The sequence below is a fragment of the Streptomyces genisteinicus genome, from assembly GCF_014489615.1.
GTDB lineage: Bacteria > Actinomycetota > Actinomycetes > Streptomycetales > Streptomycetaceae > Streptomyces > Streptomyces genisteinicus.
In genome coordinates, this window is the sequence record NZ_CP060825.1 from 7,507,990 (window position 1) to 7,533,925 (window position 25,936).

General features: G+C 75.2%; 20 protein-coding genes and 1 pseudogene. 10 read left to right on the forward strand and 11 right to left on the reverse strand.

From position 1 onward, the window contains the following. Nucleotides 1-167 precede the first annotated feature (167 nt). Nucleotides 168-2,351, reverse strand: a complete 2,184-nt coding sequence (locus IAG43_RS32085; RefSeq protein ID WP_187744132.1) for an FUSC family protein — start codon at nucleotides 2,349-2,351, stop codon at nucleotides 168-170. Between the two features lie 196 nt (nucleotides 2,352-2,547). Further along, on the reverse strand, nucleotides 2,548-3,375 hold the full coding sequence (locus IAG43_RS32090) for an endonuclease I family protein (protein ID WP_187744133.1): 828 nt from the start codon (nucleotides 3,373-3,375) through the stop codon (nucleotides 2,548-2,550). Between the two features lie 242 nt (nucleotides 3,376-3,617). Between IAG43_RS32090 and IAG43_RS32095 the strand changes: the two genes are divergently transcribed. The 4 genes from IAG43_RS32095 to IAG43_RS32110 all read left to right on the forward strand — a co-directional run bounded on the left by IAG43_RS32095 (nucleotide 3,618) and on the right by IAG43_RS32110 (nucleotide 8,336). Continuing rightward, the gene (locus IAG43_RS32095; RefSeq protein ID WP_187744134.1) at nucleotides 3,618-4,370 is read left to right on the forward strand and encodes a MerR family transcriptional regulator; all 753 of its coding nucleotides are present in this window, start codon (nucleotides 3,618-3,620) and stop codon (nucleotides 4,368-4,370) included. Between the two features lie 226 nt (nucleotides 4,371-4,596). Next, nucleotides 4,597-5,736, forward strand: coding sequence for an AI-2E family transporter (locus tag IAG43_RS32100; RefSeq protein WP_187744135.1), 1,140 nt, complete (start codon nucleotides 4,597-4,599; stop codon nucleotides 5,734-5,736). Between the two features lie 178 nt (nucleotides 5,737-5,914). Then, the gene (locus IAG43_RS32105; protein WP_187744136.1) at nucleotides 5,915-6,502 is read left to right on the forward strand and encodes a PadR family transcriptional regulator; all 588 of its coding nucleotides are present in this window, start codon (nucleotides 5,915-5,917) and stop codon (nucleotides 6,500-6,502) included. Nucleotides 6,503-6,614: 112 nt separating this feature from the next. Further along, nucleotides 6,615-8,336, forward strand: coding sequence for an acyl-CoA dehydrogenase family protein (locus IAG43_RS32110; RefSeq protein WP_187744137.1), 1,722 nt, complete (start codon nucleotides 6,615-6,617; stop codon nucleotides 8,334-8,336). Nucleotides 8,337-8,702: 366 nt separating this feature from the next. Here the strand turns inward: IAG43_RS32110 and IAG43_RS32115 are convergent, their stop codons facing one another. Then, entirely contained in the window at nucleotides 8,703-10,325 is a 1,623-nt protein-coding gene (locus IAG43_RS32115; RefSeq protein WP_187744138.1) for an MDR family MFS transporter, read from the reverse strand. A gap of 183 nt (nucleotides 10,326-10,508) precedes the next feature. Continuing rightward, complete coding sequence (locus IAG43_RS32120) at nucleotides 10,509-11,273, reverse strand: TetR/AcrR family transcriptional regulator (RefSeq protein ID WP_187744775.1); 765 nt, start codon at nucleotides 11,271-11,273, stop codon at nucleotides 10,509-10,511. A 194-nt stretch (nucleotides 11,274-11,467) separates the two neighbouring features. Here IAG43_RS32120 and IAG43_RS32125 point away from each other — a divergent pair, with 194 nt between their 5' ends. After that, nucleotides 11,468-12,256: a PIG-L deacetylase family protein gene (locus IAG43_RS32125; RefSeq protein WP_187744139.1), complete on the forward strand. Its 789-nt coding sequence runs from the start codon at nucleotides 11,468-11,470 to the stop codon at nucleotides 12,254-12,256. Between the two features lie 72 nt (nucleotides 12,257-12,328). Here the strand turns inward: IAG43_RS32125 and IAG43_RS35265 are convergent. Together IAG43_RS35265 and IAG43_RS32130 are read right to left on the reverse strand one after the other, a co-directional pair. Continuing rightward, nucleotides 12,329-12,796, reverse strand: a pseudogene (locus IAG43_RS35265) (SCO6745 family protein); the annotation flags it as partial. Between the two features lie 25 nt (nucleotides 12,797-12,821). Next, on the reverse strand, nucleotides 12,822-13,661 hold the full coding sequence (locus IAG43_RS32130) for a class I SAM-dependent methyltransferase (protein ID WP_187744140.1): 840 nt from the start codon (nucleotides 13,659-13,661) through the stop codon (nucleotides 12,822-12,824). Between the two features lie 311 nt (nucleotides 13,662-13,972). Here IAG43_RS32130 and IAG43_RS32135 point away from each other — a divergent pair, with 311 nt between their 5' ends. From IAG43_RS32135 to IAG43_RS32145, 3 genes are all read left to right on the forward strand, one after another. After that, complete coding sequence (locus IAG43_RS32135; RefSeq protein WP_187744141.1) at nucleotides 13,973-14,347, forward strand: hypothetical protein; 375 nt, start codon at nucleotides 13,973-13,975, stop codon at nucleotides 14,345-14,347. 188 nt (nucleotides 14,348-14,535) lie between these two features. After that, the gene (locus IAG43_RS32140) at nucleotides 14,536-14,874 is read left to right on the forward strand and encodes an ArsR/SmtB family transcription factor (protein WP_187744142.1); all 339 of its coding nucleotides are present in this window, start codon (nucleotides 14,536-14,538) and stop codon (nucleotides 14,872-14,874) included. 96 nt (nucleotides 14,875-14,970) lie between these two features. Further along, nucleotides 14,971-15,627, forward strand: coding sequence for a GNAT family N-acetyltransferase (locus tag IAG43_RS32145; protein WP_187744143.1), 657 nt, complete (start codon nucleotides 14,971-14,973; stop codon nucleotides 15,625-15,627). A 58-nt stretch (nucleotides 15,628-15,685) separates the two neighbouring features. Here IAG43_RS32145 and IAG43_RS32150 read toward each other — a convergent pair whose 3' ends face one another. The 4 genes from IAG43_RS32150 to IAG43_RS32165 form a co-directional block, all read right to left on the reverse strand. Further along, entirely contained in the window at nucleotides 15,686-16,402 is a 717-nt protein-coding gene (locus IAG43_RS32150; RefSeq protein ID WP_187744144.1) for a nucleotidyltransferase domain-containing protein, read from the reverse strand. A 121-nt stretch (nucleotides 16,403-16,523) separates the two neighbouring features. Then, entirely contained in the window at nucleotides 16,524-17,348 is an 825-nt protein-coding gene (locus IAG43_RS32155; protein WP_187744145.1) for an aldo/keto reductase, read from the reverse strand. 141 nt (nucleotides 17,349-17,489) lie between these two features. Next, complete coding sequence (locus IAG43_RS32160) at nucleotides 17,490-18,476, reverse strand: aldo/keto reductase (protein ID WP_187744146.1); 987 nt, start codon at nucleotides 18,474-18,476, stop codon at nucleotides 17,490-17,492. Nucleotides 18,477-18,774: 298 nt separating this feature from the next. Beyond that, complete coding sequence (locus IAG43_RS32165) at nucleotides 18,775-20,691, reverse strand: potassium channel family protein (protein ID WP_187744776.1); 1,917 nt, start codon at nucleotides 20,689-20,691, stop codon at nucleotides 18,775-18,777. A 981-nt stretch (nucleotides 20,692-21,672) separates the two neighbouring features. On the opposite strand from IAG43_RS32165, the gene IAG43_RS32170 reads away from it, so the two are divergent. Together IAG43_RS32170 and IAG43_RS32175 are read left to right on the forward strand one after the other, a co-directional pair. Next, on the forward strand, nucleotides 21,673-22,656 hold the full coding sequence (locus IAG43_RS32170) for a MerR family transcriptional regulator (RefSeq protein WP_187744147.1): 984 nt from the start codon (nucleotides 21,673-21,675) through the stop codon (nucleotides 22,654-22,656). A gap of 238 nt (nucleotides 22,657-22,894) precedes the next feature. Beyond that, a complete protein-coding gene (locus IAG43_RS32175; RefSeq protein WP_187744148.1) occupies nucleotides 22,895-24,145 on the forward strand; it encodes an NAD(P)/FAD-dependent oxidoreductase in 1,251 nt (416 codons plus the stop codon). 379 nt (nucleotides 24,146-24,524) lie between these two features. On the opposite strand, the gene IAG43_RS32180 is transcribed toward IAG43_RS32175, so the two are convergent. Further along, a complete protein-coding gene (locus IAG43_RS32180) occupies nucleotides 24,525-25,898 on the reverse strand; it encodes a cryptochrome/photolyase family protein (protein WP_187744149.1) in 1,374 nt (457 codons plus the stop codon). Nucleotides 25,899-25,936: the final 38 nt, after the last annotated feature.

Here is a 25,936-nt window from a genome sequence, read left to right on the forward strand (position 1 = left end):
GCCGTAATCCCGACGGCCGAGCGCTTCGGGTTCGCCGCGGACGAGGTGCACATCACCTACCGCGGTCTCTGCCCCTCCTGTGCCTGGCCTGGCCGTCTGCCGCGGCCTGCCGACTCTCCGTACCGCCCGTTCGCCGAGCGGGCGGTACGGACACGCCCTGCCGCGCCTCAGTGCCCGGGCCGATCCGCCGGAGTACGCCCCCCGTGGTGCGCCGCCGCAGGGGCGGGGCCGTCCCCGCCGAGCGCCGTGAGTTCCGCCGACACCGCCCCCAGCCACTGCTCCACGTCGAGCAGGAGCGGGAGCTCCCTCGCCGGAACCGCGCGCTCCAGGTCCGCCGGGAGGCGGGCCGGGGCGGCGCGCACACCGCCCGGCGGGAAGCCGGCCGCCTCGACGACCGCGGCCGCGGTCGCGTTCGCCGCGCCGTGCGCCCACGCGCCCACGGCGGCCGGGACGCCGCCGTCCGCCGTGTCCCGGGCCGCGTTCCGGGGCAGCCAGTGGGCACCCACCAGGATGTGCACCGCGCAGTTGACCGCCGCCGGCCAGTCCGGGCCGCCGTCCCGGTGCCCGCCCCCGGGCTCGCTGCGGTACTGCGCGTAGGCCGCCTCGGCCAGCCGCAGCCGGTGCAGCGTGTCCGGGCCCGCCCTGCCGCCCGCCTCGGGCGACTCCGCCCCGCCCGCTCCCGCCTGTGCGGGCGCCAGCGCCGCCGTCACCGTCGCGGGCACCAGCGACGCCGCCTCCCGCAGCATCCCGGCCATGCCCCGCCGCACCTCCGTGGCCGCCCCGGCCGGCCACGCCAGCACCCCGCAGAGCAGTCCGATGCAGCAACCGGTCAGCACGTCCACCACCCGTGCCTCGCCGATCCGCCAGGTCACCGGGGCGAGCTGGGCGAACGCCGTCGAGACCACCAGGGTGAACAGGCCCTGGGCCCAGGCGAGTCCCGCAGGCGGCCCCACGGCGAAGGCCAGCAGCATGACCGGCGCCAGCAGCGCCGCGTACACGTCGGTGGTCCCGCCCGCCCACAGCACCAGCGCGCCGGCCGCGAGCGCGCCCGCGAGCGTGCCCGCCGCGGCGGAACGGACGGCGGACCAGGTCGCCCCCGCGGTCGTCCGCCCGAGGGTGAGCACGGCGAGCAGCACCCAGAACCCGTGGGACAGGTCGAGCGAACCGGCCACCAGCCGTGCGGCCCCCAGTCCGAGGGCCGTGCGCAGCGCGTTCTGGAAGGCGACCGAGCGCAGCGTGAGATTGCCGTTCACGCGCCGCAGCAACAGGTTCGCCGACGAGGGAGCGGCGTACCAGAGCTGCTGGGCGGGCAGTCCGGGAACGGCGCGCCGCCCGCCGATGCCGATGGACAGGGCGGCCCGCGCGGTGACGGCCGACGCGGCCTGGGCGAGGACCGCCGACTGCCGCCGCCGTACCTCCGCGGACACGGGCGACCGGCCGTCCGGCGGCCGTACCCGGGCGCGGAGGAAGTCCTCCACCATCTCCTCCAGCAACCCGGCTCCGGCCACGGGCCGGGCGCCGCGCAGGTTCCGGGCCATCAGGGCGCACTCCGCGGCGATGCCGCAGACCAGCGTCGCCGAGACCGGGTCGCGGCCCGGAGGGGGAGAGGCCCGCTCGGCGGACCGGGCCAGCTGGTCCAGCAGCCGCCGGGTCGCCGCCCCCGCATGCGCCAGGGCCCGCGGGGTGCGCCCGGCGCCGGTGGGCCGTACCGCGGGAGGCAGGCGTGAGAGCCGCAGCGCCTGCCCGGCGGCACGCAGGTCCCCGGCACGCGCCGGGTCCGGGGGGCCGCCGGCCGACGAGGCGCGCGCCGCCCGTGCGGCCGCGTCCAGTGCCCGGGCGAGCCGCTCCCGGTAGGGGACGTCGGCGGGCTCGGGCAGCAGCAGCCACTCGCAGAGCGCCAGCAGCAGGCATCCCGCCACCAGACCCGCCAGGCGTTGCGGCAGGGCCTCGGGGGTGTACGGCGGGAAGCAGGCCAGGATGTAGAAGAGCAGCAGTCCGGGGGCCACCCCGGCGGCCGCCGGGCCGCACACCGCCCCGAAGGAGAGCGCGAAGCCGACGAGCAGCATGCCGGCGACGGCGGGCAGGGTGGCGACGGCCAGCGCGGTGCCGAGCGCGGTGAGGGCCGCGGCGACCGGCAGCACCCGCAGCACCACGACGGCGCGGTCCCGGCCCGATCCGGGGATCCGGGACAGGATGCCGAGCGAGACCGGTGCGAAGAGGGCGTAGAGCGCGACGGTCGGCTCGTCCAGCACGTACACCGCGGGATAGAACCCGGCGCTCGCGGCGACCGTGACCCGCACCGCGGCGCGCGCGGCCCGGACCGCATCGGGGGACGACGGCCGCCGGGACATAGGCGCTCCTCTCCGCGGCCCCGCCCCGGGACACGCCCCCGCCGCCGTACTCCCATTGTCGGCATCCGGGCGTTCCTGTCGCCGCGGCACCGGTACGCGCCGGGGGCGGACGCTCCTCTCGTCCGGCGGCGCCGGGCGGGGCGGAACGGCGCGCCGCCCGTCCCTCTTGGGGAACGGGCGGCACGCTACGGTCCCGCTACCAGATGGAGTCGACCCACTCCGGGTGGTCGATGAACGGGTTGCGGTTCTTCTGTATGCCGAATATCGCCTCGTTGCGCTTCTGCTCCTGCGCGTCCGGCGGGTCCTCGGTGTTCCACTGCTTGAGGACCGAGATCCGGCCGATCGCCGGGGCGGACCCGTTGCCCACCTGGTCGTTGGGTTCGAGGTCGGCGAAGCCGTCGTCGCCGTCGTAGCGCACGGCCATGTAGAGGATCATGCGGGCGACGTCGCCCTTGACGGCGTCGCGAGGCTCGAAGGAGTCCTCGTCGGTGTAGTTGCCGGGCGCCTCGCCGACCTCGCCGCCGCCCTCGTCGAAGTCCTTGCTGCCGCGGGTGGAGTTGACGGACACGTCCGTGGGCCGCAGGTGGTGGATGTCCGTCCCGGGGCCGGTGGAGGTGCCGAAGTCGCCGTGGGACTTGGCCCACACGTGCTCGCGGTTCCACTGGTCGGCCCCGCCGCCGTTGTCGGACTTCGACTGCGAGCGGCCCGTGTAGAGCAGGACGACGCTGGACGGGTCGGCCGGGTCCTCGTCCGTGGTCTTGAGCGCGTCCCACACCTCGTCGTAGGAGAGCTTGGTCTGCTCGCTGACGATGGTGTGCAGGGCCGCCTTAAGGTCGGCGCCCGACTTGCCGAGGGCGTCCTGGTAGTAGGTGTCGTCGAGGGGCCCGGCGGTCTGCCGGGCGGTGCCGGTGGGGGAGGGGGCCTGCTGGGTCGCCACGGCGGCCGACGGCACGGCGACGGCGGTCGCGGCGAGGATCACGGTCGCCCCGCGGCGGCGGCGGTGGGACGGGCGATGAGCGGACATGTGTGGGGGGCGTCCTCTCCTGTTCGGAGCCTCCCGGCCGGGGCGGGGTGCGCACACGGCCGGGCTCACTGGTGTTCGAACTCGGGAGAATGTCACGCGCATGACATCGTCGGGTGGACACCTTGCGCCCATGCCGTGCCGAGACGGTGAATCCGGCGGCCCGCCCCGCGGCGCCCGGCCCGGCGGCCCCGCAACGGCGGACGTTTGACCTTTACGCAACGTCAACTTCTACCGTTGCGGTCATGGAGTGGTCGATCCAGGACATCGCACGCCGCGCGGGCACCACGAGCAGGACGCTGCGCCACTACGGGGAGCTCGGGCTGCTCGCACCGAGCCGCGTCGGCGCCAACGGCTACCGGTACTACGGGCAGGACGAACTCGTGCGCCTCCAGCGCATCCTGCTGCTGCGCCGGCTCGGCCTGTCGCTGCCGGCGATCGCGGACGTCCTCGCGGGGGAGCAGGAGACCGCCGAGGCGCTGCGGACACATCTGGAACTGCTGGAGCAGGAACGCGAACGCATCGGACGGCAGATCGCCGCGGTGCGGACCACTCTGGAGAAGACGACACGAGGAGAACGGCTCATGCCCGAGGACGTACTGGACGGCTTCGACCACACACGGTACGAGCAGGAGGTCACCGAACGCTGGGGCCGGGACGCCTATGCGAGCGGCGACCGGTGGTGGCGCTCGCTCACCGACGAGGAGAAGCGCCGCTTCAAGGAACGGCAGGAGGCCATCGCGGCCGACTTCGCCGCGGCCTTCTCCGCCGGGCACGCGGCCGGTGACGACGAGGTGCAGGACATCGCCCGGCGCCACTGCGACTGGCTCTCGGGCCCGGTCCGGGTCACCCGCTCGTACGTGATCGGGCTCGGCGAACTGTACGTGTCGGATCCGCGATTCGGCGCGCACTACGACCGCCGCGCCGAGGGCTGCGCGGCGTTCGTCCGCGACGCGCTCACCGTCTACGCCACCCGGGAGCTCACCGACCGGCCGTGACCGTGTTCGTGGTGTGGCGGCGCACGGCTCCGGCTTCCGGCCGGGACCGCCCCGCCCCCGCCCCCGTCGGCCGCGGGGGCGGGGGCAGGGCGCCCGGCAGGCGGGCCGGCGCGGCAAGTGCCGCCGGACCAGGGGCCGTCGGGCACGTGCTGCGCGGCTGACGTGAGCCGCGGGCCCGGGCGGGAGGTGGCGAGGAGCCGTGCCCCGGGCCGCATAGGGTGATCGCATGTCTGCCTCAATGAGTCCTGCGAGGACCCGCGCCGCGCTCCGCGCGTCGGCACGTATATCGATGGATCTGCTGCTGGTCCTCGTGGGCACGGCGGTGGCGCTGTGGCTTCTCGGCCGTATGTGGTCGGTCGTCTGGCCCCTCGTCGTCGGCCTCCTCCTCACCACCTTGACCTGGCCCTTCGCGCGCTTCCTCCGGCGGCACGGCTGGCCGTCCGCCCTGGCGGCCTCCGTGGTGACCCTGCTGTTCCTCGCGGTCACCGCGGGCGCCGTGGCCCTGATCGCCGTCCCGGTGGCCTCGCAGTCCGGCGAACTCACCGACGGGGTCGTCGAAGGCATCGAGCGGGTGCGCGAATGGGCGGCCGGACCGCCGCTGAACATCGGGGACGACCAGATCACCAGCGCGCTCGACTCCGCGACCGCCCGCCTCCAGGACAGCGTGGGCAGCATCTTCAGCACCCTCGCCACCGGCGTGGGCACCGTGGTCGACGGCGTGGTGACCGCCGTCCTCGCCCTCTTCCTCATGTTCTTCTTCCTGAAGGACGGCCCCCGGTTCCTGCCGTGGCTCGCCCGCCAGCTCCCCGGCCGCCTCGCGGTCGACGTCCCCACCGTTGCGGAGCGCGGCTGGGACACGCTCGGAGCGTTCGTCCGCTCGCAGGCGGCGGTCGGCCTGCTGGACGCGGTCCTCATCGGCATCGGCCTCTGGGTCCTGGACGTGCCGCTGGTCTTCCCGCTGGCCGTGCTCACCTTCCTCTGCGCCTTCGTGCCGATCATCGGCGCCCTGTTCGCGGGCTTCGTCGCCGTGCTGATCGCGCTGGTGTCCAACGGGGTCACGGACGCGCTGATCGTGCTCGCGATCATCGTGGTGGTGCAGCAGCTGGAGGGCAACGTCTTCCAGCCCATGATCCAGAGCCGCGGCCTCGGTCTGCACGCGGCCGTCGTCCTGCTGGCCGTGACCCTGGGCGGCAGCCTGGCGGGCATCGTCGGCAGCCTGCTCGCCGTGCCGGCGGCCGCACTGATCGCGGTGGTGTGGAACTACGTCCGCGACCAGCTCTCCGATCCGCCGGGCGACCCGGAGGGCGGTCCGGACGCCGCCCCGGGGAGCGACCCGGAGCCGGCCCGCACCGCCCTCGCCTCCTGACCGGCCGATCGGCCGCATCACCGCGTACCCCCGTCCCGGCGACCGCCCGTCCCGACGCCCCGCCACGCCCGGCACACCCCGTGTCCCGGCCGCCGTGGCGGGGCGTCCGCGTGTGAGCCGTGTCTCAGGCCCCCGGCCGGGCTTGTCTATGCAACGAGTTGCATAGAAGGATCGCGGCATGGCGCTCGAGCACGCGATCCTCGTCTCCCTGCTGGAGAAGCCGGGTTCCGGCTATGAGCTGGCCCGGCGGTTCGACCGCTCCATCGGCTACTTCTGGAACGCCACGCACCAGCAGATCTACCGCGTCCTCGGGCGGATGACCGCGAACGGCTGGGTGGACGTGCTCGACGTGGCGCAGCAGGGGCGTCCGGACAAGAAGGAGTACTCGGTCTCGGCGTCCGGCCGGTCGGCCCTGGCCGACTGGCTGCACGAGCCGATCGAACCGGAGAGCGTGCGCCACGAGATCGCCGTCAAGATCCGCGGCGCCGCCTTCGACGGCCCTGCCGGACTCGCCGGGCTCGCCGACGAGGTCGCGCGCCACCGCCGGATGCACGAGGACCGGCTCGCGCACTATCTGGCCGGCCAGGCCCGCGACTTTCCGTCCGGCAGCGCGGGTGACGACGGCGCGCAGGCGCCCTCGGCGGACCCCGGCCGGGAGCTCCAGCACGCCGTGCTGCGGGGCGGGATCGCCTACGAACGGATGATGGCCGCCTGGCTGGACGACGTGCTGGACACCCTGGGCCGGCTCGCCCGCCCCCGCGGCTGAGCGCCCGCTGCCGCCCGGCCCCGCCCCCACCGGCCCGTCACGGCCTCCTCGTACCTCCCCCGCTTCACACGACCACGACCACGACCGACACCCTCCGGAAGGCGCCGCACCCATGAGCGACTCCCTGCTGTTCAACCCCCGCACCTACGACCCGGCGCACTTCGACCCCGAGACCCGCAGGCTGCTGCGCGCGACGGTCGACTGGTTCGAGAGCCGGGGCAAGCGGCGCCTGATCGAGGACTACCGCACCCGCGCGTGGCTCGGCGACTTCCTCGGCTTCGCGGCCCGCGAAGGACTCTTCGCGACCTTCCTGACCCCCGCCGCCGAAGCGGCCGGCAGCCCGGACAAGCGCTGGGACACCGCGAGGATCGCGGCCCTCAACGAGATCCTCGGCTTCTACGGCCTCGACTACTGGTACGCGTGGCAGGTCACCGTGCTCGGCCTCGGACCGGTCTGGCAGAGCGGCAACGCCGACGCCCGCGCCCGCGCCGCCGCACTGCTCGACCAGGGCGAGGTGTTCGCCTTCGGCCTGTCGGAGAAGGCCCACGGCGCCGACATCTACTCGACCGACATGCTCCTGGAGCCCGACGGCCACGGCGGCTTCCGGGCCAACGGCGCCAAGTACTACATCGGCAACGGCAACAAGGCCGGCCTGGTGTCGGTCTTCGGCCGCCGCACCGACGTCGAGGGGCCCGACGGCTACGTCTTCTTCGCCGCGGACAGCCGCCACACCGCCTACCACCTGGTCAAGAACGTCGTCGACTCCTCCAAGTACGTCAGCGAGTTCCGCCTGGAGGACTACCCGGTCGCTCCCGGGGACGTGCTGCACACCGGCCGGGCCGCCTTCGACGCGGCGCTCAACACCGTCAACGTCGGCAAGTTCAACCTCTGCACCGCGTCCATCGGCATCTGCGAGCACGCCATGTACGAAGCGGTCACCCACGCCCACAACCGCATCCTCTACGGCCGCCCCGTGACCGCCTTCCCGCACGTGCGGCGCGAACTGACCGACGCCTATGCGCGCCTCGCCGGGATGAAGCTCTTCAGCGACCGCGCCGTCGACTACTTCCGCACCGCCGGGCCCGACGACCGGCGCTACCTCCTCTTCAACCCGATGACGAAGATGAAGGTCACCACCGAGGGCGAGAAGGTCGTCGACCTCCTGTGGGACGTCATCGCGGCCAAGGGCTTCGAGAAGGACACCTACTTCGGCCAGGCCGCCGTCGAGATCCGTGGCCTGCCCAAGCTGGAGGGCACCGTCCACGTCAACCTGGCGCTCATCCTGAAGTTCCTGCGCAACCACCTGCTGGACCCGGCGGAGTTCCCTCCCGTGCCCACCCGCCACGACGCCGCGGACGACGACTTCCTCTTCCGCCAGGGACCCGCCCGCGGCCTGGGATCCGTACGGTTCCACGACTGGCGGCCGGCCTTCGACGCCCACCAGCACCTGCCGAACGTCGCCCGCTTCCGGGAGCAGGCGGACGCGCTGTGCGAGTTCGTCCGCACCGCCGCGCCGGACGAGGCGCAGAGCCGTGACCTCGACCTGCTGCTCGCCGTGGGCCAGCTGTTCGCCCTCGTCGTCCACGGCCAGCTCGTCCTGGAGCAGGCGAGTGCCACGGGCACCGACGAGGACGTGCTCGACGAGCTGTTCGCCGTCCTGGTCCGCGACTTCTCGGCGTACGCCGTCGAACTGCACGGCAAGGACTCCGCCACCGCGGCCCAGCAGACCTGGGCGCTGGGCGCCGTCCGCCGCCCGGTCGTCGACGAGAGCCGCTCGGCACGTGTGTGGGCGAGGGTGGAGGCCCTGTCGGGGGCGTACGAGATGGCCGAGTAGCACCGGCACGAGCCGTGGCCGCCGGCCCGCCGGGACCGCCGAGGGCTCCGGCGAGTCGGGCGGCCGCCACCGGTTTGCCGGGCCTCGCCGGGGACTCCGCCCCGCCGAGGGCTCCGGCGGGTGCGGGCGGCCGCTGCCGGCCTTGCCGGCCCCTCCGGCGGGTGCGGGCGGCGGCCGCCGGACCTGCGCACGTCCCGCCGTGGGTCCCGGGGGAGCCGGGGCGACGGCCCGGGCGCGACCTCCGGTCCTGCTCGGGGCGCCGGTGACGTGCGCCCGCGAACGGCACCGGCGCACGGGCCCGGACCGGCGGCGCCGGGTGCCCCCCGCTACCCAGGAGGCACCCGGCGCCCGCGCCGGCGTCCGGCCTCAGCCGATCCGGGCGGCCTCGGCCTCACCGGAGCCCGGCTCGGCGGCGCGCGGCGCGGGGCCGGCCGGGTCCTGCTCCGACGCGCCCGCGGCGGCGGCCTCCTCCTCCGCGAGACGCTCCATGCCGCTGGTCGTCTTCAGCGGCTTCTCCTTGATGAAGACCACCGCGACCAGCGCCAGCAGCGCGAACGGCGTCGCGATGAGGAACAGCTCCGCTGTGGCCACGCCGTAGGCGTGCTCGACGATGCCGCGCACCGGCTCCGGCAGGGTCGTCATGTCGGGGACGCTGCCGTGGCCGGCGGCCCCGCCGCCCGCGGTCGGGATCCCGTTCTCCTCGAAGCCCTTGGTCATCTCGCCGGCGACCTTGTTGGCCAGGATCGCGCCCAGCACGCTGGTGCCGACGGTGCCGCCCATGCTGCGGAAGAACGAGAGCACGGAGGTCGCGGCGCCCAGCTCCGCGGCCGGCACGTCGTTCTGCGCGGCCAGCACCAGGTTCTGCATCAGCAGGCCGACGCCGATGCCGAGGACGGCCATGTAGAGGCTGAGCAGCCCGAATCCGGTGTCGGCGCCGATCGTGGAGAGCAGGGCGAGCCCGGCGGCCATGATCACCGCGCCCGCGACGAGGTACACCTTCCACCGGCCGGTCCTGCTGATGACCTGCCCGGCCACCGTGGAGGAGACGAGCAGACCCAGGATCATCGGCAGGCTCATCAGACCCGCGACCGTGGGGGACTTGCCGAGGGAGACCTGGAAGTACTGCGACAGGAAGACCGTGCCGCCGAACATGGCCACGCCGACGAGCAGGCTCGCCACGGTGGTGAGGGTGACCGTGCGGTTGCGGAAGATGGTGAGCGGGATGACCGGTTCCGGCACCCGCGCCTCCACGAACACCGCGGCGACCAGCAGCAGCACACCGCCGCCGGTGAGGGCGGCCGTCTGCCACGAGGCCCAGTCGAAGCTGTTGCCGGCCAGCGACACCCAGATGAGCAGCGCGCAGACACCAGCGACCAGCAGGAAGGCGCCCAGGTAGTCGATCTTCGCCTCGCGGCGGCGCACGGTGGGGAGCTTCAGCGTGCGCTGCAGGAGCACGATCGCCAGCAGGGCGAACGGCACGCCGATGAAGAAGCACCAGCGCCAGCCGAGCCAGGACGTGTCCACCATGACGCCGCCGATCAGCGGTCCGGCCACGGTGCCCACGGCGAAGACGGCGCCGAAGATGCCCGCGTACTTGCCGAGCTGCCGCGGCGGGATGACGGCGGCCATGACGACCTGCGCCAGAGCGGTCAGACCGCCCGCGCCGATGCCCTGGACCACACGGCTGAAGATCAGCAGGCCGACACCCTGCGAGAAGCCGGCCAGCAGGGAGCCGACGACGAACATCGCGAGCGAGAGCTGGAGCAGCAGCTTCTTGTTGTAGAGGTCCGAGAGCTTGCCCCAGAGCGGCACGGTGGCCGTCATGGCGAGCAGTTCGGAGACGACGACCCAGGTGTAGGCGGACTGGCTGGCCTGCAGGTCGGCGATGATCCGGGGCAGCGCGTTGGCCACCACCGTGCCGGCCAGGATGGCGACGAACATGCCGGCCATCAGGCCCGACATGGCCTGGAGTATCTGGCGTTCGGTCATGGACGTGGGTGGCGCCTCTGCGGGCGCCGGTGTTGCGGTCACGACATCTCTCTCGATCGGTGATGGCTGTCGGTCTGGTGGTGTCCGGGCGCGGCTGAATGCCTGCGGCAACCATCGCGCCGGGAGCCGCGCGGACGCCCGCCGGTCCCGGGATCGGGACCGGCGGGCGCTTTGGCGGCGGGTTCAGTCGGCGGCCGCCCCCCGCGGCTCGGTGAGTCCGGCGCCGATCAGGTCGAACGTCCGGCGGAACACGTCGGAGAAGGCGGTCCGGTCGCGGCGGGCGCACCAGTGCTCCACGGCCACGCGGACGGCCGTGCCGCCCACGGCGGCCAGCAGCCGCGGATGCAGTCCGGCTCCCGGCCCGGCGTCCTCCGGCGTCCGGCAGGGACCGGGCGCCGCCTCCCGCCCCGGCGGCCGCGCGTGCCCGGCGCCGCGGGCACCGGCCGTACCCGCGGCCCCGGAGGGCTCCTCGGGCCCGGCGGGTCCGCTGTGCCCCATGCGCCGGGCCAGGGCGTCGGCCAGTTCCAGCTCGTCGGCCATATGCGCGCCCAGGCTGCGGGCCAGCAGATGCGGAGACCGGTGCAGCACCTCGGCGCGCAGCGCCCAGAGGTCGTGCTGTTCCTCGATCCCGGCCAGCTCGGCCGCCAGCGCGTCGCGCAGCGCCTCCAGCGGCGTCAGCGCTGCGGGGGCCTCGCGCACGGCGCGCCGGACGCGGGCGCTCGACTCGGCGTCGATCATGACGAAGACGTCGTCGCGGGTGTCGAAGTAGTTGAAGAACGTCCGCGGCGAGACGCCCGCCGCTTCGCTGACGGTCTCCACGGTGACGTTCTCCGCGCCGTGCTCCGCCGCGAGCCGCAGGGCCGCCTCGACGAGCGCCGCACGGGTGGCCCGCTTCTTGCGCTCCCGCAGTCCGTTGCCCGCGGCACTCTTCTCCGTCACGAGCTGGATGATATGCAAAAGTGCAGACTCTGCAAAAATATTTTCCCGTTCCGCCGCGGCACCCGTCCGTTCCGCTGGGACGCCCGCCCCGGCGCCCGGTGGGAGCCCTCCGGGGAGTCTCGGCCGGGAGCCCTCTCGGGGCCTGCGCCGCGGGCCCGCCGCCCCGGGCTGCCCGGGGGCGACGGCGGGACCATCATGGAGCCATGAGCGCTTCCGGCACCGACGCCGAAGCGGCCCGGCACGGACTTCTCCCCGCGCTGCCCGAGGACTGGCAGCGCTGCCTGGCCGTCGCGGCGCACCCAGACGACATCGAGTACGGCACGGCCTGCGCCGTCGCCCGCTGGACCGGGCAGGGCAGGACGGTCACGTACCTCCTCGCCACCCGCGGCGAGGCCGGCATCGACGGCATCCCCCCGGAACGCGCCGGTCCGCTGCGTGAGGAGGAGGAGCGGGCCGGGGCGCGGGCGGTGGGCGTGGAGGTGGTCGAGTTCCTCGACCACACCGACGGAGTGGTCGAGGGCGGGGTCGGCCTGCGCCGGGACATCGTGCGTGCCGTCCGCCGCCACCGTCCGCAGATCATGGTCTCCGGCGACTTCGGCGTCCGCATGGTCGGCGGTATGACCAACCAGGCGGACCACCGCGTGGTCGGACTTGCCGCGCTGGACGCCGCCCGTGACGCGGGCAACCGCTGGATCTTCCCGGAACTCGCGGACGAGGGCCTCGAACCCTGGGGCGGCGTCCGGCTGGTGTGCTTCGCCGGAGCGGCCCGGCCCACCCACGGAGTCGACGTCTCGGGCCCGCCGCTGGAAGCGGGTATCGCCTCGCTCGAGGCCCATGCCGCGTACACGCGCGGGCTCGGTGACCGCGCGTTCGAGGCGCGGCCGTTCCTCACCTGGATGGCGCGGACCGGCGGTCCCGCGATCGGGGCCGGGGCGGCGATCCTCTTCGACGTCCACGTCCTGATCCCGGACGGTCCGCCGCCCTGGGTGTGAGCCCGCCCCGCGGGGCCGGCGGAGTGCTGACACCCTGCCCACGCCCAGGATGCTGGTGGCGGGCAGCAGGCCGGTTCCCGGCACCGCGACCCGGACGTCGCCGAGAAGTCCGGCCGGCCGGTTCGCGGCGTCCCTGCCGAGCGCGGCCCAGGGGGCGGCGGCCGAGGCGTCGGTGCGCCGCTCGATCCGCGCCCGCCGCGCACGGCCGCTCTCCGCCGCCGTGCCGCATCCGTCCGGCAGTCCGTGCCGGACGGGCGGTTCCGCTGCCGCGCCCCACGCGTCATCGCTCCGGCCCCGGCTCGCGGCCGTCGCCACCGGGGCGGCGCCGACGGCCGCGAAGGACACCAGCGACGCGACCGGGTCCAGTCCGGCCGCCACCAGCGCCGCGACACGGCCGTCGCCGCGGTGTGCGCGCGGGACCGTCGCGGCCTGCCGGAGCACCAGGTGCGGCTCGTCCGGCCAGGGCAGCGCGGCGTTCGCGCCGGCGAGCGGTCTGCCCGGGACAGCGCCGGTACGGCCGGGCCGGCGTTCGCGGGTCACTGCGTGCGGGCCGGTGCCCCGCAGGTCACGCCCTGTCGCCCGGCGCCCGTCCCCAGGCCGTGAGCAGCCCGGGGGAGAAGCCCGCGAATCCGGGTGACTCCAGGCTGCGGACCGCCTCGTCGACGCCCGCGTCGTCCACCAGGCCCGTGGCGACCATGGCCTGACGCGACCGTTCCCAGGTCTGCGCCCAGAACCGGCTGATCGGGCTGCCGGGAACCAGCGGCGGCACATGGATCTCGGCGGCGACGGAGCGCAGGCCGGCATCGGCCAGCAGCCGGGGGAGGCCGGGCACCCACGAGACGTCGGTGCCGATGGTGTCGTGCAGCCCCTGCCACATCGCGCGCAGGGCGTCCGGCACGGGAGCGCGGGGCGCGGCGGCCGTCGTGAGGTCGACCGCGTCGCCGACGACGAGGACGCCCCCGGGCGCGAGCAGGCCGGCCAGCCGTGCGGTCATCCGTGCCGGGTCGGGCAGGTGCATGAGCACGAACCGGGCGTGCACCAGGTCGAAGCGGCCCGGGTCGAAGCCGTCGGCGAGGACGTCGGCCTCCAGCGGCGTGAGTCCCTCCGGAGGGTCCTCGGCCAGGAACCGGGTGTCCCGGTCGACGGCCACCACCTCCGCCACTCCGGCCTCCCGGAGCAGCCGGCGCGCCACGCTGCCGGTGCCCGCGCCGACGTCGAGGCATCGCCACCCGGGCCCCGCGCCGAGCTGTCGCAGCCGGGACAGCGTGGTCGCGTCGTAGGCCAGGGCGCCGTGGTCGATGCGGTCCGCCTCGCCGGTGTCCCCGGGGCGGAAGACGCGCTCGCCGTACCGCCCCTCGTCACCGGGGCGCGGCGGCGGGTCCGCCGAAGAGGTCTCCGTTGCCATCCGTCCATCGTCCCGCCGGTGCGCGCGGCGCGCAGAACTCGGCAGTGCGGGGGCGGCCGCCCCGGCCCGCCCACCGTCGGCCCCTCCGTCCGCCCGTACACCGCCCGTCCGCCCACCGTCCGCCTTCACACCGCCCGCGCGCGGCCCGTCCGGCGGGCCGCGCGGCGTGATCCGGAGCCGCCGGAGGCGGTTTTCGGACGGTTCCGCGCATCCGGCATCCGCCGGTCCGGGGCGTCAGTAGCGTCCTGATCACAGGCCGGCCGGCCGGTCACCCCCGGTCCGGCATCCGCGAGTTGAGGGAGTGAGCACCGATGGTGAACGTCGAGACGTCTCTGAAAGAGGCGATGACCTCGATCGACGGCAGCGTGGGCGTCGCGCTGGTCGACTACACGAGCGGCATGGCCCTCGGCACGCTGGGCGGCGGGAAGGACCTGGACCTCACGGTCGCCGCGGCCGGCAACACCGATGTGATCCGGGCGAAGCTCCGGGCGATGGAGATGCTGGGGCTGAAGGAGGAGATCGAGGACGTGCTGATCACCCTCGGCAACCAGTACCACCTCATCCGGCTGCTCAGAGGCAAGGGCGGCAACGGTCTGTTCCTCTACATCGTCCTGGACAAGGGGAGGTCCAACCTCGCCATGGCCCGGCACCAGCTCAAGCGCATCGAGGCGGATCTGGAGCTGTAGCACGGCCGCGAACCGGCTCCGCATGCCCACGAGTTGCACAAGTCTTCAACTCGGCACATCCGAAATCGGTCAGTTGTGGGTGGGCGCGGAGCCGGAAGCGGCAGGATCATGGCGTCGGCCAACGGGCACCCGGCGGACCGGGCTGCCATCCCCCACCAGCGACCCGGACACGGCAGGAGCGTCGTCGCATGCAGGTACCGCTGTACCAGGCCAAGGCGGAGTTCTTCCGCATGCTCGGGCACCCCGTGCGCATCCGGGTCCTGGAACTGCTCCAGAACGGCCCCGTACCCGTACGGGAACTGCTGTGCGAGATCGAGATCGAACCCTCCAACCTCTCCCAGCAGCTCGCGGTGCTGCGCCGGTCCGGCATCGTGGTCTCCATCCGCGACGGCTCCACCGTGAGCTACGCACTCGCGGGCGGCGACGTCGCCGAACTGCTGCGCGCAGCCCGCCGGATCCTCACCGAGCTCCTGGCGGGCCAGACCGAACTCCTCGCCGAACTCCGCCACGCCGACACCGCCGGATAGCGCGCCGCCCGAGGGGCGGAGCGCCATCCGAAGGCGGCCGGCCGGGCGCGGTGCGGCTCTTGTGGGAGCGCTCCCGGAACGGCGATCATCGGGGCCATGAGGCACTCCGCAGCCGCGCCCTCCGCGGGCACCCCGCACATTCGCCGCTACCGGCCCGTGGACCGGGAGGCGTTCGCCGCCGTCTGCGTCGCCACCGCCCACGAGGGCGGGGACTCCGCGGCCCACTACCCGGACCGGGAGCTCATGCCCTCGGTCTTCGCCCACCCGTACGCCGAACTGGAGCCGGACTTCGCCTTCGTGCTGGACGACGGCACGGGCACCGCCGTCGGGTACGTGGTGGGGGCGCCGGACACCGCGCGCTTCGCCGAGAGGTTCCGTGCCGAGTGGCTGCCGTCCGCGGGCGCGCGCTTCCCGCTGCCCGTGGGGGAGCCCCGGACCCCGTCCGACGAGATCGTCCTGCTGCTGCACCGCCCGGAGCGCATGGTCCGCCCCGAACTCGCCGGTCATCCCGCCCATCTGCACATCGACCTGCTGCCCGCCTGGCAGGGACGCGGCTGGGGGCGTGCGCTGATGCGGACGCTGCTCGACGCGCTCCATGCGGCGGGCGTTCCGGCGGTGCACCTGAGCATGGTGCAGGCGAACACCGGGGCCAGGGCGTTCTACGACCGTCTGGGCTTCCGGCCGCTGGCGGTGCCGGAGACCGCCCCGCTCTGGTACCTGGGCCGCCCGACGGCCCGCGACGCCTTCCTGTGACGGCCGGGCGCGGTGCCGGGCACTCCGCCGCCGCGCCCCGTGGATGCCGGGCGCCCGGTCAGCGGGCGCCCGGTGCGGGACGGCGGGGCGCGGTGTAGTGGTGGGCGCGCACCCGGCGCAGCCACGCCTCCGCCGGCGCTTCGTCGGGGTGGTCGGGCAGCGGGCTCTGTGCCTCGTCGAAGGCCCGTTCGTACGAGGCGAGCGACCGGAGCGCGTGCGCGGGCTCCTCGGCGACCCGTTCGCCGAACGCGCGGAAGGCGTCCGGGTCCTCCAGCCGGATCTCCAGGCGGCCCGTGGTGTACAGCCCCAGGCCCTGATGGCACAGCCGCTTGAGGTGGCGGGCGTGCTTGGCCGTGCGCGCACGCGCGCCGGCGGGCAGCGGCCCCGCCGCGGCCCGGTCGGTCAGCCGCTTGGCCTGCTGGGCGGCGTAGCCGAGATACGCGGCGCGCACCCGCCGCGCCGAGAGCAGCGACGAACGGATCGCGATGAGCTCGTCGCCCAGCGGGGTGCGCACCTCGTACAACTCGTCCGGCAGCCACACGAGTTCACCGGCGGTCGGATTGCCGCCGAGGGCGAGCCGGCACCACTTCGCCGCCTCGTGCAGGGTGCGGTCGGGCGCGCTGGTGACGTGCGAGGCCCGCGGGGTGTGCAGTCCGTGGAACTCCTCGGTGGGCGCCGCGAACACGCCGAGCCGGTCGATGTCCGAGCCTTCGTGGGCCAGGCCGTACGCGGTGGATCCGACGATGCCGGACAACAGGACGGTGTGCGGGGACAAGGCTGCTCCTCGGTGCTGTCGCGGGCGCGGACCGGCCGGAACCGCTCCCGTGCAGGATGGCCCGGAGCAGGTGTCGTCCGCCTCCGGATTTCCGGGCCGGCCCGCGGGGACCGCCGGGGCGTCAGCCCAGTTCGTCCGGGTGCGGTCCCGTGCGCAGGCCGCGGTCGAGGCCGGCGACGGCGGTCATCTCCGCGTCCGAGAGCGCGAAGTCGAACACGTCGAGGTTCTCGCGGATCCGGGCCGGGGTGACCGACTTCGGGATCACGACGTTGCCCAGCTGGAGATGCCAGCGCAGCACGACCTGGGCGGGGGACTTGCCGTGCCGGGCGGCGATCCCGGTGAGCGCGTCCTCTTCGAGGACGGCGCCCTGGGCGAGCGGACTCCATGCCTCCGTCGCGATCCCGAGTTCGGCGTGCAGCGTGCGCAGTTCGGCCTGCTGGAGGCCCGGGTGGAGCTCGATCTGGTTGACCGCCGGGACCAGGGAGGCGCCGTCGAGGAGCCGGCGCAGATGGGCGGGGCCGAAGTTGGAGACGCCCGCCGTGCGCACCCGCCCGTCGGCCACCAGCTTCTCGACGGCCCGCCACGACTCCCGGTAGAGGTCCTGCGCCGGGGCCGGCCAGTGGATCAGGTAGAGGTCGACGTGGTCGAGGCCGAGTGCGGCGAGGCTGGTGTCGAACGCCCTCAGGGTGGCGTCGTAGCCCTGGTCGTCGTTCCACAACTTGGTGGTGACGAACAGCTCCTCGCGCGGGATGCCGGAGGACGCCAGCGCCCGGCCGACGCCGCGCTCGTTGCCGTAGACGGCGGCGGTGTCGACGGAGCGGTAGCCGGCTTCCAGGGCGGCCGAGACCGCGGCGGTGGTCTCGTCGTCGGGGACCTGGAACACGCCGAAGCCGAGCTGCGGAATCCGGGCGCCATTGTTGAGCAGGACGGTGGGGACGGTGGTCATCGCACTGATCCTTGTGTCGATTGCATGAGGCGGTTACGTTCGTCGACAATAATTGCAGACGCGGGTTACATGCAAACGCTGCGCGTGCGGACCGCGCCGGTGCGGTGCCCCGGCCGGGGCACCGCACCGCGACGGGACCGGTCAGTGGGCGCCGTCCAGCCGGGCGCGCTGCGCCGGGGTCAGTTCGAGGTCGACAGCCGCGAGGTTCTCCTCCAGCTGGGCCACGGACGAGACGCCCACCAGCGGTACCACCGGCACCTCGCCGCCGATCAGCCACGACAGCACCACCTGGTTCGCCGTGGCCCCGGTCTCCGCGGCCACCTCCCGCAGGGCCTCGAGCCGCGCGGGAGTGCCGGCGTGGTCGAGGTCCGGGCCGAGCGGCTTGTCGCTGCGGACGTAGGCGCCGGCGAGCAGCGGCGTGTACGCCACCAGGGTCAGTGCGGGTTCCGCCCGCACATAGCTGAGGAGGTCACCGCTGGTCACCCCGTACGCACCGTCGGGGGAGAGCGCGTCCGGCAGGTCCGTGCGCCGGCGCAGGTAGCTGTGGCTGTACTGGAGGACCTCGAAACCGGGCAGACCCGCCGCGGCGGCCGCGGCACGCGCCCGCTCCACCTTCCACGTCCAGTGGTTGCTGACACCGAGCAGGCCGACGGAGCCCTCCTCGACCAGCGCGGCGAACCCCTCCACGGTCTCCGTCAGCGGCGTGGACGGGTCCTCTATGTGCGCGTACATCAGATCGAGCCGGTCCATGCCGAGGCGCTCACGGCTCTGCTCCGCGGCCTCCCGCAGGGTCCGCGCCGACAGGCCCTCGCGGTTCTCGACGAAGCCGGTCCCGGGGGCGAGCGGACGCGCGCCCGCCTTCGTCGCGATCACCACCTCGTCCCCGGCACCGCTGCTGCGCCGCCACCGCCCGATCACGCTCTCGCTCGCACCGCCCTGGCTGCCGTCCTCCCAGTAGGCGTAGTTGTTCGACGTGTCGATGAACGTTCCGCCCGCCTCGACGTACCGGTCCAGGATGGCGAACGACGTCTTCTCGTCGGTACGCGTGCCGAACAGCATCGCCCCGAGGCTGAGCACGCTGACCCGCCGGCTGGTCGCGGGGTCGCTGCCGATCATGCGGTACTTCATGGGGGAGCCCTCTCCTCGTGCCGCGCCCGACTGCCGCGGCCTCGGAGGGAACACTCCCTGTTGGAGTGCACGCGAAGTCAAGCGCCCGCCCCGAGGCGGCGGTCGGCACGGCGAAGGCCGGCCGGTTCGGGCGGTCCGGCCGCGAGCCCGCACCCCGGCCGACGGCCCCCGCACCGACCGCGGTCGACGTGCACGGCACACCGCCGGGCCGTCGGCGCCCGGCCCTGGAGCGCTGCCCGGCCCGCACGCGAAGGAGGCGCCCCGGTGGCCGGCCGCCGGGCCCGCGGAGCGCTCCGGGTCACGGCGTCCCGGTGTGCGGGCGCGCCGGAGTGTGCAGCAGTTCGGCGAGACCGCGCCGGGTGGCGGCGATGACCACCCGGTCCTCCGGCCGCAGGACGTAGCCGGGATGCACGTCCCAGAGCAGCTGCGGCTCGTCGCCGCCGTGCTGCACCGCGCCCAGGTCGGGGTGACGGGCCGCCGGCACAGCCGTGTCCAGTGCCAGGATCCGCCACGCCCCGGGACGGAACGCCTCGGCCACCGTCCGTCCCTCGAACTCGGGCGTACCGCCCACCAGGACGACCGCGAACAGCAGGACCCGCCGCTCGACCGGCACGGCGCCGAGCACATGACGGCCCATCATCGCCGCGGCGAACGCCGGCGCGGCCAGGTGTGTGACGCTGCGGCTGCGGGTGACGGCGCCGGGGTGCGCCGCCCGCAGCGTGCGGTGGACGGCCGTGGCGAACTCGTCGTCGTACACGCGCAGCGCCACCCGCAGATCGGGCTTGACCGTGCGGGCGTAGAGCGTCGCCTCCAGGTTGGTGGTGTCGGAACTGGTGAGGGCGAGCAGCGTGTGCGCGCGGTGGACCTTGGCCGCCTCCAGCACCCCCTCCTCGGTGACGTCGCCGAGGACCACCGGCACCCCGAGGCTGCGCGCCAGCGCGATGCCCCGGGCCTCGGGATCCTCCTCCACGCACACCACCGGGATGTCCAGCTCCCGCAGACGCGCCAGCACCCGGGCGCCGATCTTGCCCAGCCCCAGCAGCACGATGTGACCCGAGAGCCCCCGCGGCGGCCTGCGCAGCGCCCCCGTGGCCCGGAAGGTGCCCAGCGCCTCGAGCGCGCCGGCGACCAGCAGCGGCAGCAGCGCCAGGCCCACCAGCCCCGCCAGCAGTTGCAGCACCTGACGGGTCGTCGACTCGCCGACGGCGGGATCGCCGATCGCGAACAGGTCGAGCAGCGTCAGGTACGTGGCGTGCACCGGATCGGCCGCGGTGAGCACCGACGCCGTCACGCTCAGCGCCAGCACCGAGGCGACGATGCCGGCCAGCGCCCAGCGCAGCCGCCGCGAGAACACCGTGCCGAGCGGCGCGCCCCGCCCCGCGAGGCGCCGCGGGGGCAGCGCCGGGCCAGCGTGCCGCACGGTCTCCAGGACGACCGTGCCCCGGTCCGCCGCGTCCCGGACGGTCGCGTCGTCGGGCAGCAGCAGCGGCCTGCGGGAGCCGCTCGCATCCGCTCCCTCGGGACCTTCCGAGCCCTCCGAACCTGCGGGGTCCGAGGTCGACGACGAGAGCAGCGCCAGTGTGCACAGTCCGGGGTCCGGCGTCTCACCGGGACGGGAGGGGGCGCGCTCGACGGCCCGCAGCAGCAGCCCGTCGGCCTGGACGACCTTGCTCGTGCCGCCCGCCGCGGTCGCGGCGAGCGCCGGCGCCGCGGTGTCCGCGTCGGAGAGCACCGTGGTCGACGCGTCGAGGAAGGCCCGGTCCACGCCGGGCATCGCCAGCAGGGCCGCCTGGTCCAGGAGTTCCTCCATGTGCTGGCCCAGCTTGCGGTTGTACATCCGCACCACCAGGCGCAGCCCCGGGCTGAGCCGCCGTGCCGCGAGGGCGGCCCGCAGGTTCACCTCGTCGTCCTCGTAGAGCAGCGCCAGCGACGCCGCCCGGTCCACCCCGGCCCGCAGCAGCGCCTCCTCGGAGGGCGCGGCCGACAGGACCTCCTCCAGGGGCAGCCGCAGCCCGCCGCTCGTGTCGTCGGGCGACGGCGCGGGCCGCCGCAGCGCGGTCACGCCGGACCGGCCCGCCCGCGGGACCCGGGGCGGAGCGCCGTCCTGCCCGCCGGACAGCGCGTCGGGCACGACCAGGACCACGTGGGCCCGGTAGACGTCCTGGAGTTCCGCGGCCAGCCGGTGGGCGAGGGAGTCGTCCCCGCAGACCACCATGTGGCCTGCCGGGCGGCCGCCCCGGATGTGCTGCGGCACCGTCATGTCCGTCCCCCTTCGTCCGCCGGCCCACCGCCGGCACCCCCGACCGCCGGCACACGCCTGCCGCGCCCGAACCGGGCGTTCGCAAGCCGGGCGTGCGCGGTGGCGCGTGCCACGGCCACGAGCCGGGCCGCAGGCGCTCCGCGGCGGCCGTCGCGCGGTGCGCCTCGTGGGCAGCGGCCCCGCTGACTGCCCTGCCCGGCACGGCAGTTGTGTGCTGTCCGGGCAAGCCTCCCATCTGCCCGGACACCCGCGCACTTCCCGATCCCGGCAATCACGGCGGGCCCCGGGTGCCGTCGTCGCACGCGGAGCCACGGGCCGCCCCGGGGCGGCGCCTCGCCCGCCGGGGGGCCACCCGGTCCGCCCGCGCCGGGCCCTCGACGGGCCCTGGGGCGGGCCGCAACCGGCTTCCTGGTGCGCGGGCCCGGCACGCCCTTCTCGGCCAGGGCCTCTCGTCCGGTTCCCGGCGGGCTCGCGTGCGCCGGCACGCACTCCGCAGGCTTCCGCGGCGAGGTGCGCCCGTGCCGCGTTGCCGTCGGCCGCGGAGGCTCCGCGCGGACTCCCGGTCGGGAGGTGCCCCCCGTCCCCCGCGGGCGAATCGCACGCACCGGACCTCTCGCCGGGCCCGGAGGGCAGGGGGACCCCGCGCCGATCCGGCCTGCTCCCAGCGGAGGACCCACGCGCCGGGCGCCCCCCGTGCGCGTCGTCGGAGTCGTCCGAGTGCACCCGGTGAGAGCGTGCCTCCGCCCGGCGGCCCCGCACCCCGGACGCCGCTCCCGCGTCACGCCCTGCGCGACACGCTCTCCGCGACACGCCCTGCACGTCGCGCGCCGCCCCTTCCGGCCCGCGGAGGAGTGAGCACTCCGCAGGCTTCCCGGCGGCAGAACGACGCAGGTGACACGCATCGATCGTGCGTCGGACTCTCGGTAGAGTGGCCACATGAGCCAGGACGACGGCGGTGGACAGCAGGAGGCCGGGCTCACGACCGGCGAGGTCGCACGGCGGCTCGGCGTGGCGCCGACCACGGTCCGCTCCTGGGACCGGCGCTACGGTCTGGGGCCCGCGGGGCGCGTGGGGGGCAGGCACCGCCGCTGGACCCCGGCCGACGTCGCGCTGCTGGAACGCATGTGCGCCCTGACCGCCACCGGCGTACCGCCCGCCGAAGCCGCACGGGCCGTGCTCGGCGCCCCGCCGCCCGTGTCGTCCCCGCGTCCGCAGCCCGCGGACGCACCGCCCGAGCCGCCCGCCTCCGGCGCCAGCCGCGCCCACGCGGGCATGCGGCTCGGCGACGCCCGGCACGAGTGCCGGGGCCTCGCCCGCGCCGCCCTGCGGCTCGACGCCGTCGCCCTGGACGAACTCCTCAACAGCGCGGTCGAGACCTACGGCCTCGTGGACGCCTGGCAGGAGATCGTGATGCCCACGCTGCAGGCCGTGGGCCGCAAGTGGGAGACCTCCGGCGAACGCTACGTCGAGGTGGAGCACTTCCTGTCCTGGCACGTCGCCTGCGCGCTGCGGCGTGCCGCACCGCCCGTCGCCGACGGCCTCCCCGGCGGCACGGTGCTGCTGGCCTGCGTGCCGGGCGAGAACCACACCCTCCCGCTGGAGGCACTCAGCGCCGCGCTCGCACAACGCCGGGTCGCGGTGCGCATGTTCGGTGCCGCGCTGCCCGTCGAGGCCCTGGTCGAGGCGGTACGGCGGACCGGCCCCGCGGTCGTCGGCCTGTGGGCGCAGTCGCGCACCACCGCCAGCCGGCCCCTCGCGCAGCACGTGGCGGGCATGAGCTGGGGCGTGCGCGGCTCACGGAGACAGGCCACCGTCATGACCCTCGGGCCCGGCTGGGCGGGCAAGGCGGTCGGCGGCGCGCTCAGGCCACCGGGCCTCGCCGAGGCCGTCGACGCCGTCGAGACCCGCGTACGGGGCTGACACGCCGTCACCCGATCCGGGCCCCGCCCGGCGGTGGATGCCGGCGGGGGAGCCCCCGTCGTGATCGGCTGGTCTCCCGGGGAGCCGGGGGAGCCCGGCCGGAGGACCCGGGGAATCCGGGGAGACCGGGGACGCCGCCGGGAATCCGGAGGCACCCGGAAGACCGAAGTCCTCCGGACCACCGGGTCGCCACGTCACCCGGGCCACCGACCACGCCGACACACCGAGGACGCCGATGATGACGACCGCACGACACCCCATCGCCCCCGACACCGTCGTCGTCGGCGCGGGCCTGGCAGGGCTCGCCTGCGCGCTCGACCTGTGCCGGGCGGGACAGCGCGTGCAGCTCCTGGAGGCGTCCGACGCCGTCGGCGGCCGGATGCGCACCGACCGCAGGGACGGCTTCCTCGTCGACCGCGGGTTCCAGGTCTTCAACACCGCCTACCCGCAGGTGAAACGACGCGTCTCCCTGCCCGGCCTGCGCCTGCACCCCCTCACACCCGGTGTCGTGGCCCACACCCCCGCGGGAGCGGTCCGCCTCACCGACCCGACCCGGCGTCCCCGCGAAGCCGCCGCACTGCTGCCCGGCCGCGCCCTCTCCGCCCGGGACCTCGCCGCGCTCACCGCGCTCACCGCCCGCGACACGTTCCCCCCGGCCGGCCTCCTCACCCGCGCCGCCGACCGCACCACCCGCAGCGCGCTCACCCGCGCCGGCCTCTCCGCACAGGCGATCGAGGGCCTGATGCGCCCCTTCCTCGCAGGCGTCTTCCTCGAATCCGAGCTCACGACCTCCTCCCGGTTCTTCCACCTCGTCTGGCGGAGCATGGCGCGCGGCACGCTCTGCCTGCCCGCCGAGGGGATCGGCGCGGTGCCCGCCCAGCTCGCCGCCGGTCTGCCCGACGGCGTCCTGCGGCTGGACACCCCGGTGGACGCCGTCACCGACTCGGGGGTGCTCCTCGCCGACGGACGCGAACAGCCCGCCGCCACCGTCGTCGTCGCCACCGACCCGGCCACCGCCGCCCGCCTCGTCCCGGGCCTCGACGTCCCCGCCACCCGCACCGTCACGACCTACTACCACGCCGCCGAACGCTCCCCCTTCGCGGAACCGACCCTGATGGTGGACAGCAGCCTCGCCGTGCTCAACACCTGTGTCCTCACCGAGGCCGTCCCCGGCTACGCCCCGCCCGGCACCGCCCTGGTGTCGACCTCCGTGCTCGGCGGCGACACGCCCGGAGCCGAGCAGGCCGTGCGGCGGCGGCTCGCCGAGCTGTACGCCACGGACACCGGCGGCTGGCTGTCCGTCGCCACCTGCCGGATCGACGGGGCGCTGCCCGCGATGCCGCCGCCGTGGCCGCTGAGCCGCACCACCCGCGTCGCGCCCGGCCGCCACGTCTGCGGCGACCACCGGGCCACCGGGTCGGTGCAGGGCGCCCTCGCGTCCGGGACCCGCGCGGCCCGCGAGGTGCTGGCGGCCGCGGAGACCCGCTGACGCGCGTACCCGGCGACGTCACCGCGGCGTCCGCGTGCGGCCCGGGTCCACCTCCCGGAGCCGCGCGGCGGCGCTCGCGGTGCTCGGCTCGCACCGGCCGGCGGCGCCCGCGGCGCCGCCGGCCGCCGCCGGGACCCCTCCTGGCCCTTGCGGCCGGCGGTCGCGCGTCCACCCCTGCTTCGCCGCCGCGCGGCCGACCGGATGCGGACGGCGCGCACGCCCGGCGCGCGGGCGGCAGACGCACACGCGCCGCGCCGTCCGCCGCGCAAGCGGACGGCGCGCGGACACCCGGCGTGCGCCGAGGGATGCGGGCGGCACGGGCGCACCCGGCATCATGCGCGCCGGGTCGGACGGGAGCCGGGCGGACGGGCGGCGACGGTCAGTCGCGGCCCCGGGCGTGGCGGAAGCGCGCGAGACCGTCCGCGAGGTCGACCAGCGGTTCCGGGTAGTCGACCGCGGCGCGCTCGTCCTCCGGAAGCCGCCACGGCTCGTGCACGAACCGGTCCTCCACGTCCCGCAGTTCCGGGACCCAGCGCCGCACGTAGGTCCCCCGCGGATCGAACCGCTTGCCCTGGACCACCGGGTTGAGCACCCGGTGCGGACGGGTGTCGGTGCCCGTCCCCGCGACCCACTGCCAGTTCAGCTGGTTGTTGACGAGGTCGCCGTCCACCAGCAGGTCCAGGAAGTGCGAGGCGCCGACCCGCCAGTCCACGTAGAGCGTCTTGGTGAGGAAGCTCGCCACCAGCAGCCGCGCGCGGTTGTGCATCCAGCCCTCGTGGCGCAGCTGGCGCATCGCGGCGTCGACCACCGGGTATCCGGTGCGCCCCTCCCGCCACGCCTCGATCTCCTCCCCCGCCTCGTCCGTCCGGCGCCACCGGTCGTGGCGGGTGCGGTAGTCCTCGGAGGCCGCGGCCGGACGGGCGGCCAGCACCTGGTGGTGGAAGTCCCGCCAGCACAGCTGCCGCACGAACGCCTCGGCCCCCGGCCCGCCGTGCGCCCGTGCCCGCTCCACCAGCTCGACGGGGGAGAGGGTGCCGAAGTGGAGGTGGGGCGAGAGCCGGGAGGTGTCGTCGGCCGCCAGGTCGTCGTGCCGGTCCTCGTACGCCTCCAGCCCCGACCGCTTCCAGGTCAGGAAGAGGTGGCGGCCGGCCGTCTCCCCGCCCTGGGGCAGCGCGGGCGAGACGCCCTTGACGGCGCCGCGCCCGGGCAGGCGCTCACCGCGGACGCGTTCCGGGACCCGCACGGCGCGCGGCGACGCGCCGGCCGGCCGCAGCCGCTCCTGGGACCAGCGGCGGAAGTAGGGCGTGAAGACCGCGTAGTGGTCGGAGCCGGTGGGCGTGACCGCCCCCGGCGCGACGGCCGTGATCACGCTGTCGTGGGCGTGCAGCGACACCCCGAGGCCGTCGAGCTCCGCGCGCAGGGCCTCCTCCCGGCGGTGCGCGTAGCCGCTCACCCCGGCGGCCATGTGCACCTCCCGGGCCCCGCTCTCCGCGACGACCGCCGCCACCTCCCGGACCACCGGGCCCGAACGGACCACGAGACGGCCGCCGCGCTCGCGGAGTCCCGTGTCCAGATCGGCCAGACAGTCGGCGAGGAAGGCCCGCCGGTTCGGCGCGTCGAAGCCGGCCGCGCCGATCGCCGGGTCCAGCACGAACAGCGGCACCACCTCGTCCGCAGCCCGCTGCGCCGCGCGCAGGGGCGGATGGTCGTGCAGACGCAGGTCCGAGGTGAACAGGACGACCGCGACGGTCATGGCGTCACTCCTGGTGCTCCGTGTGTACGGCCGGGTGC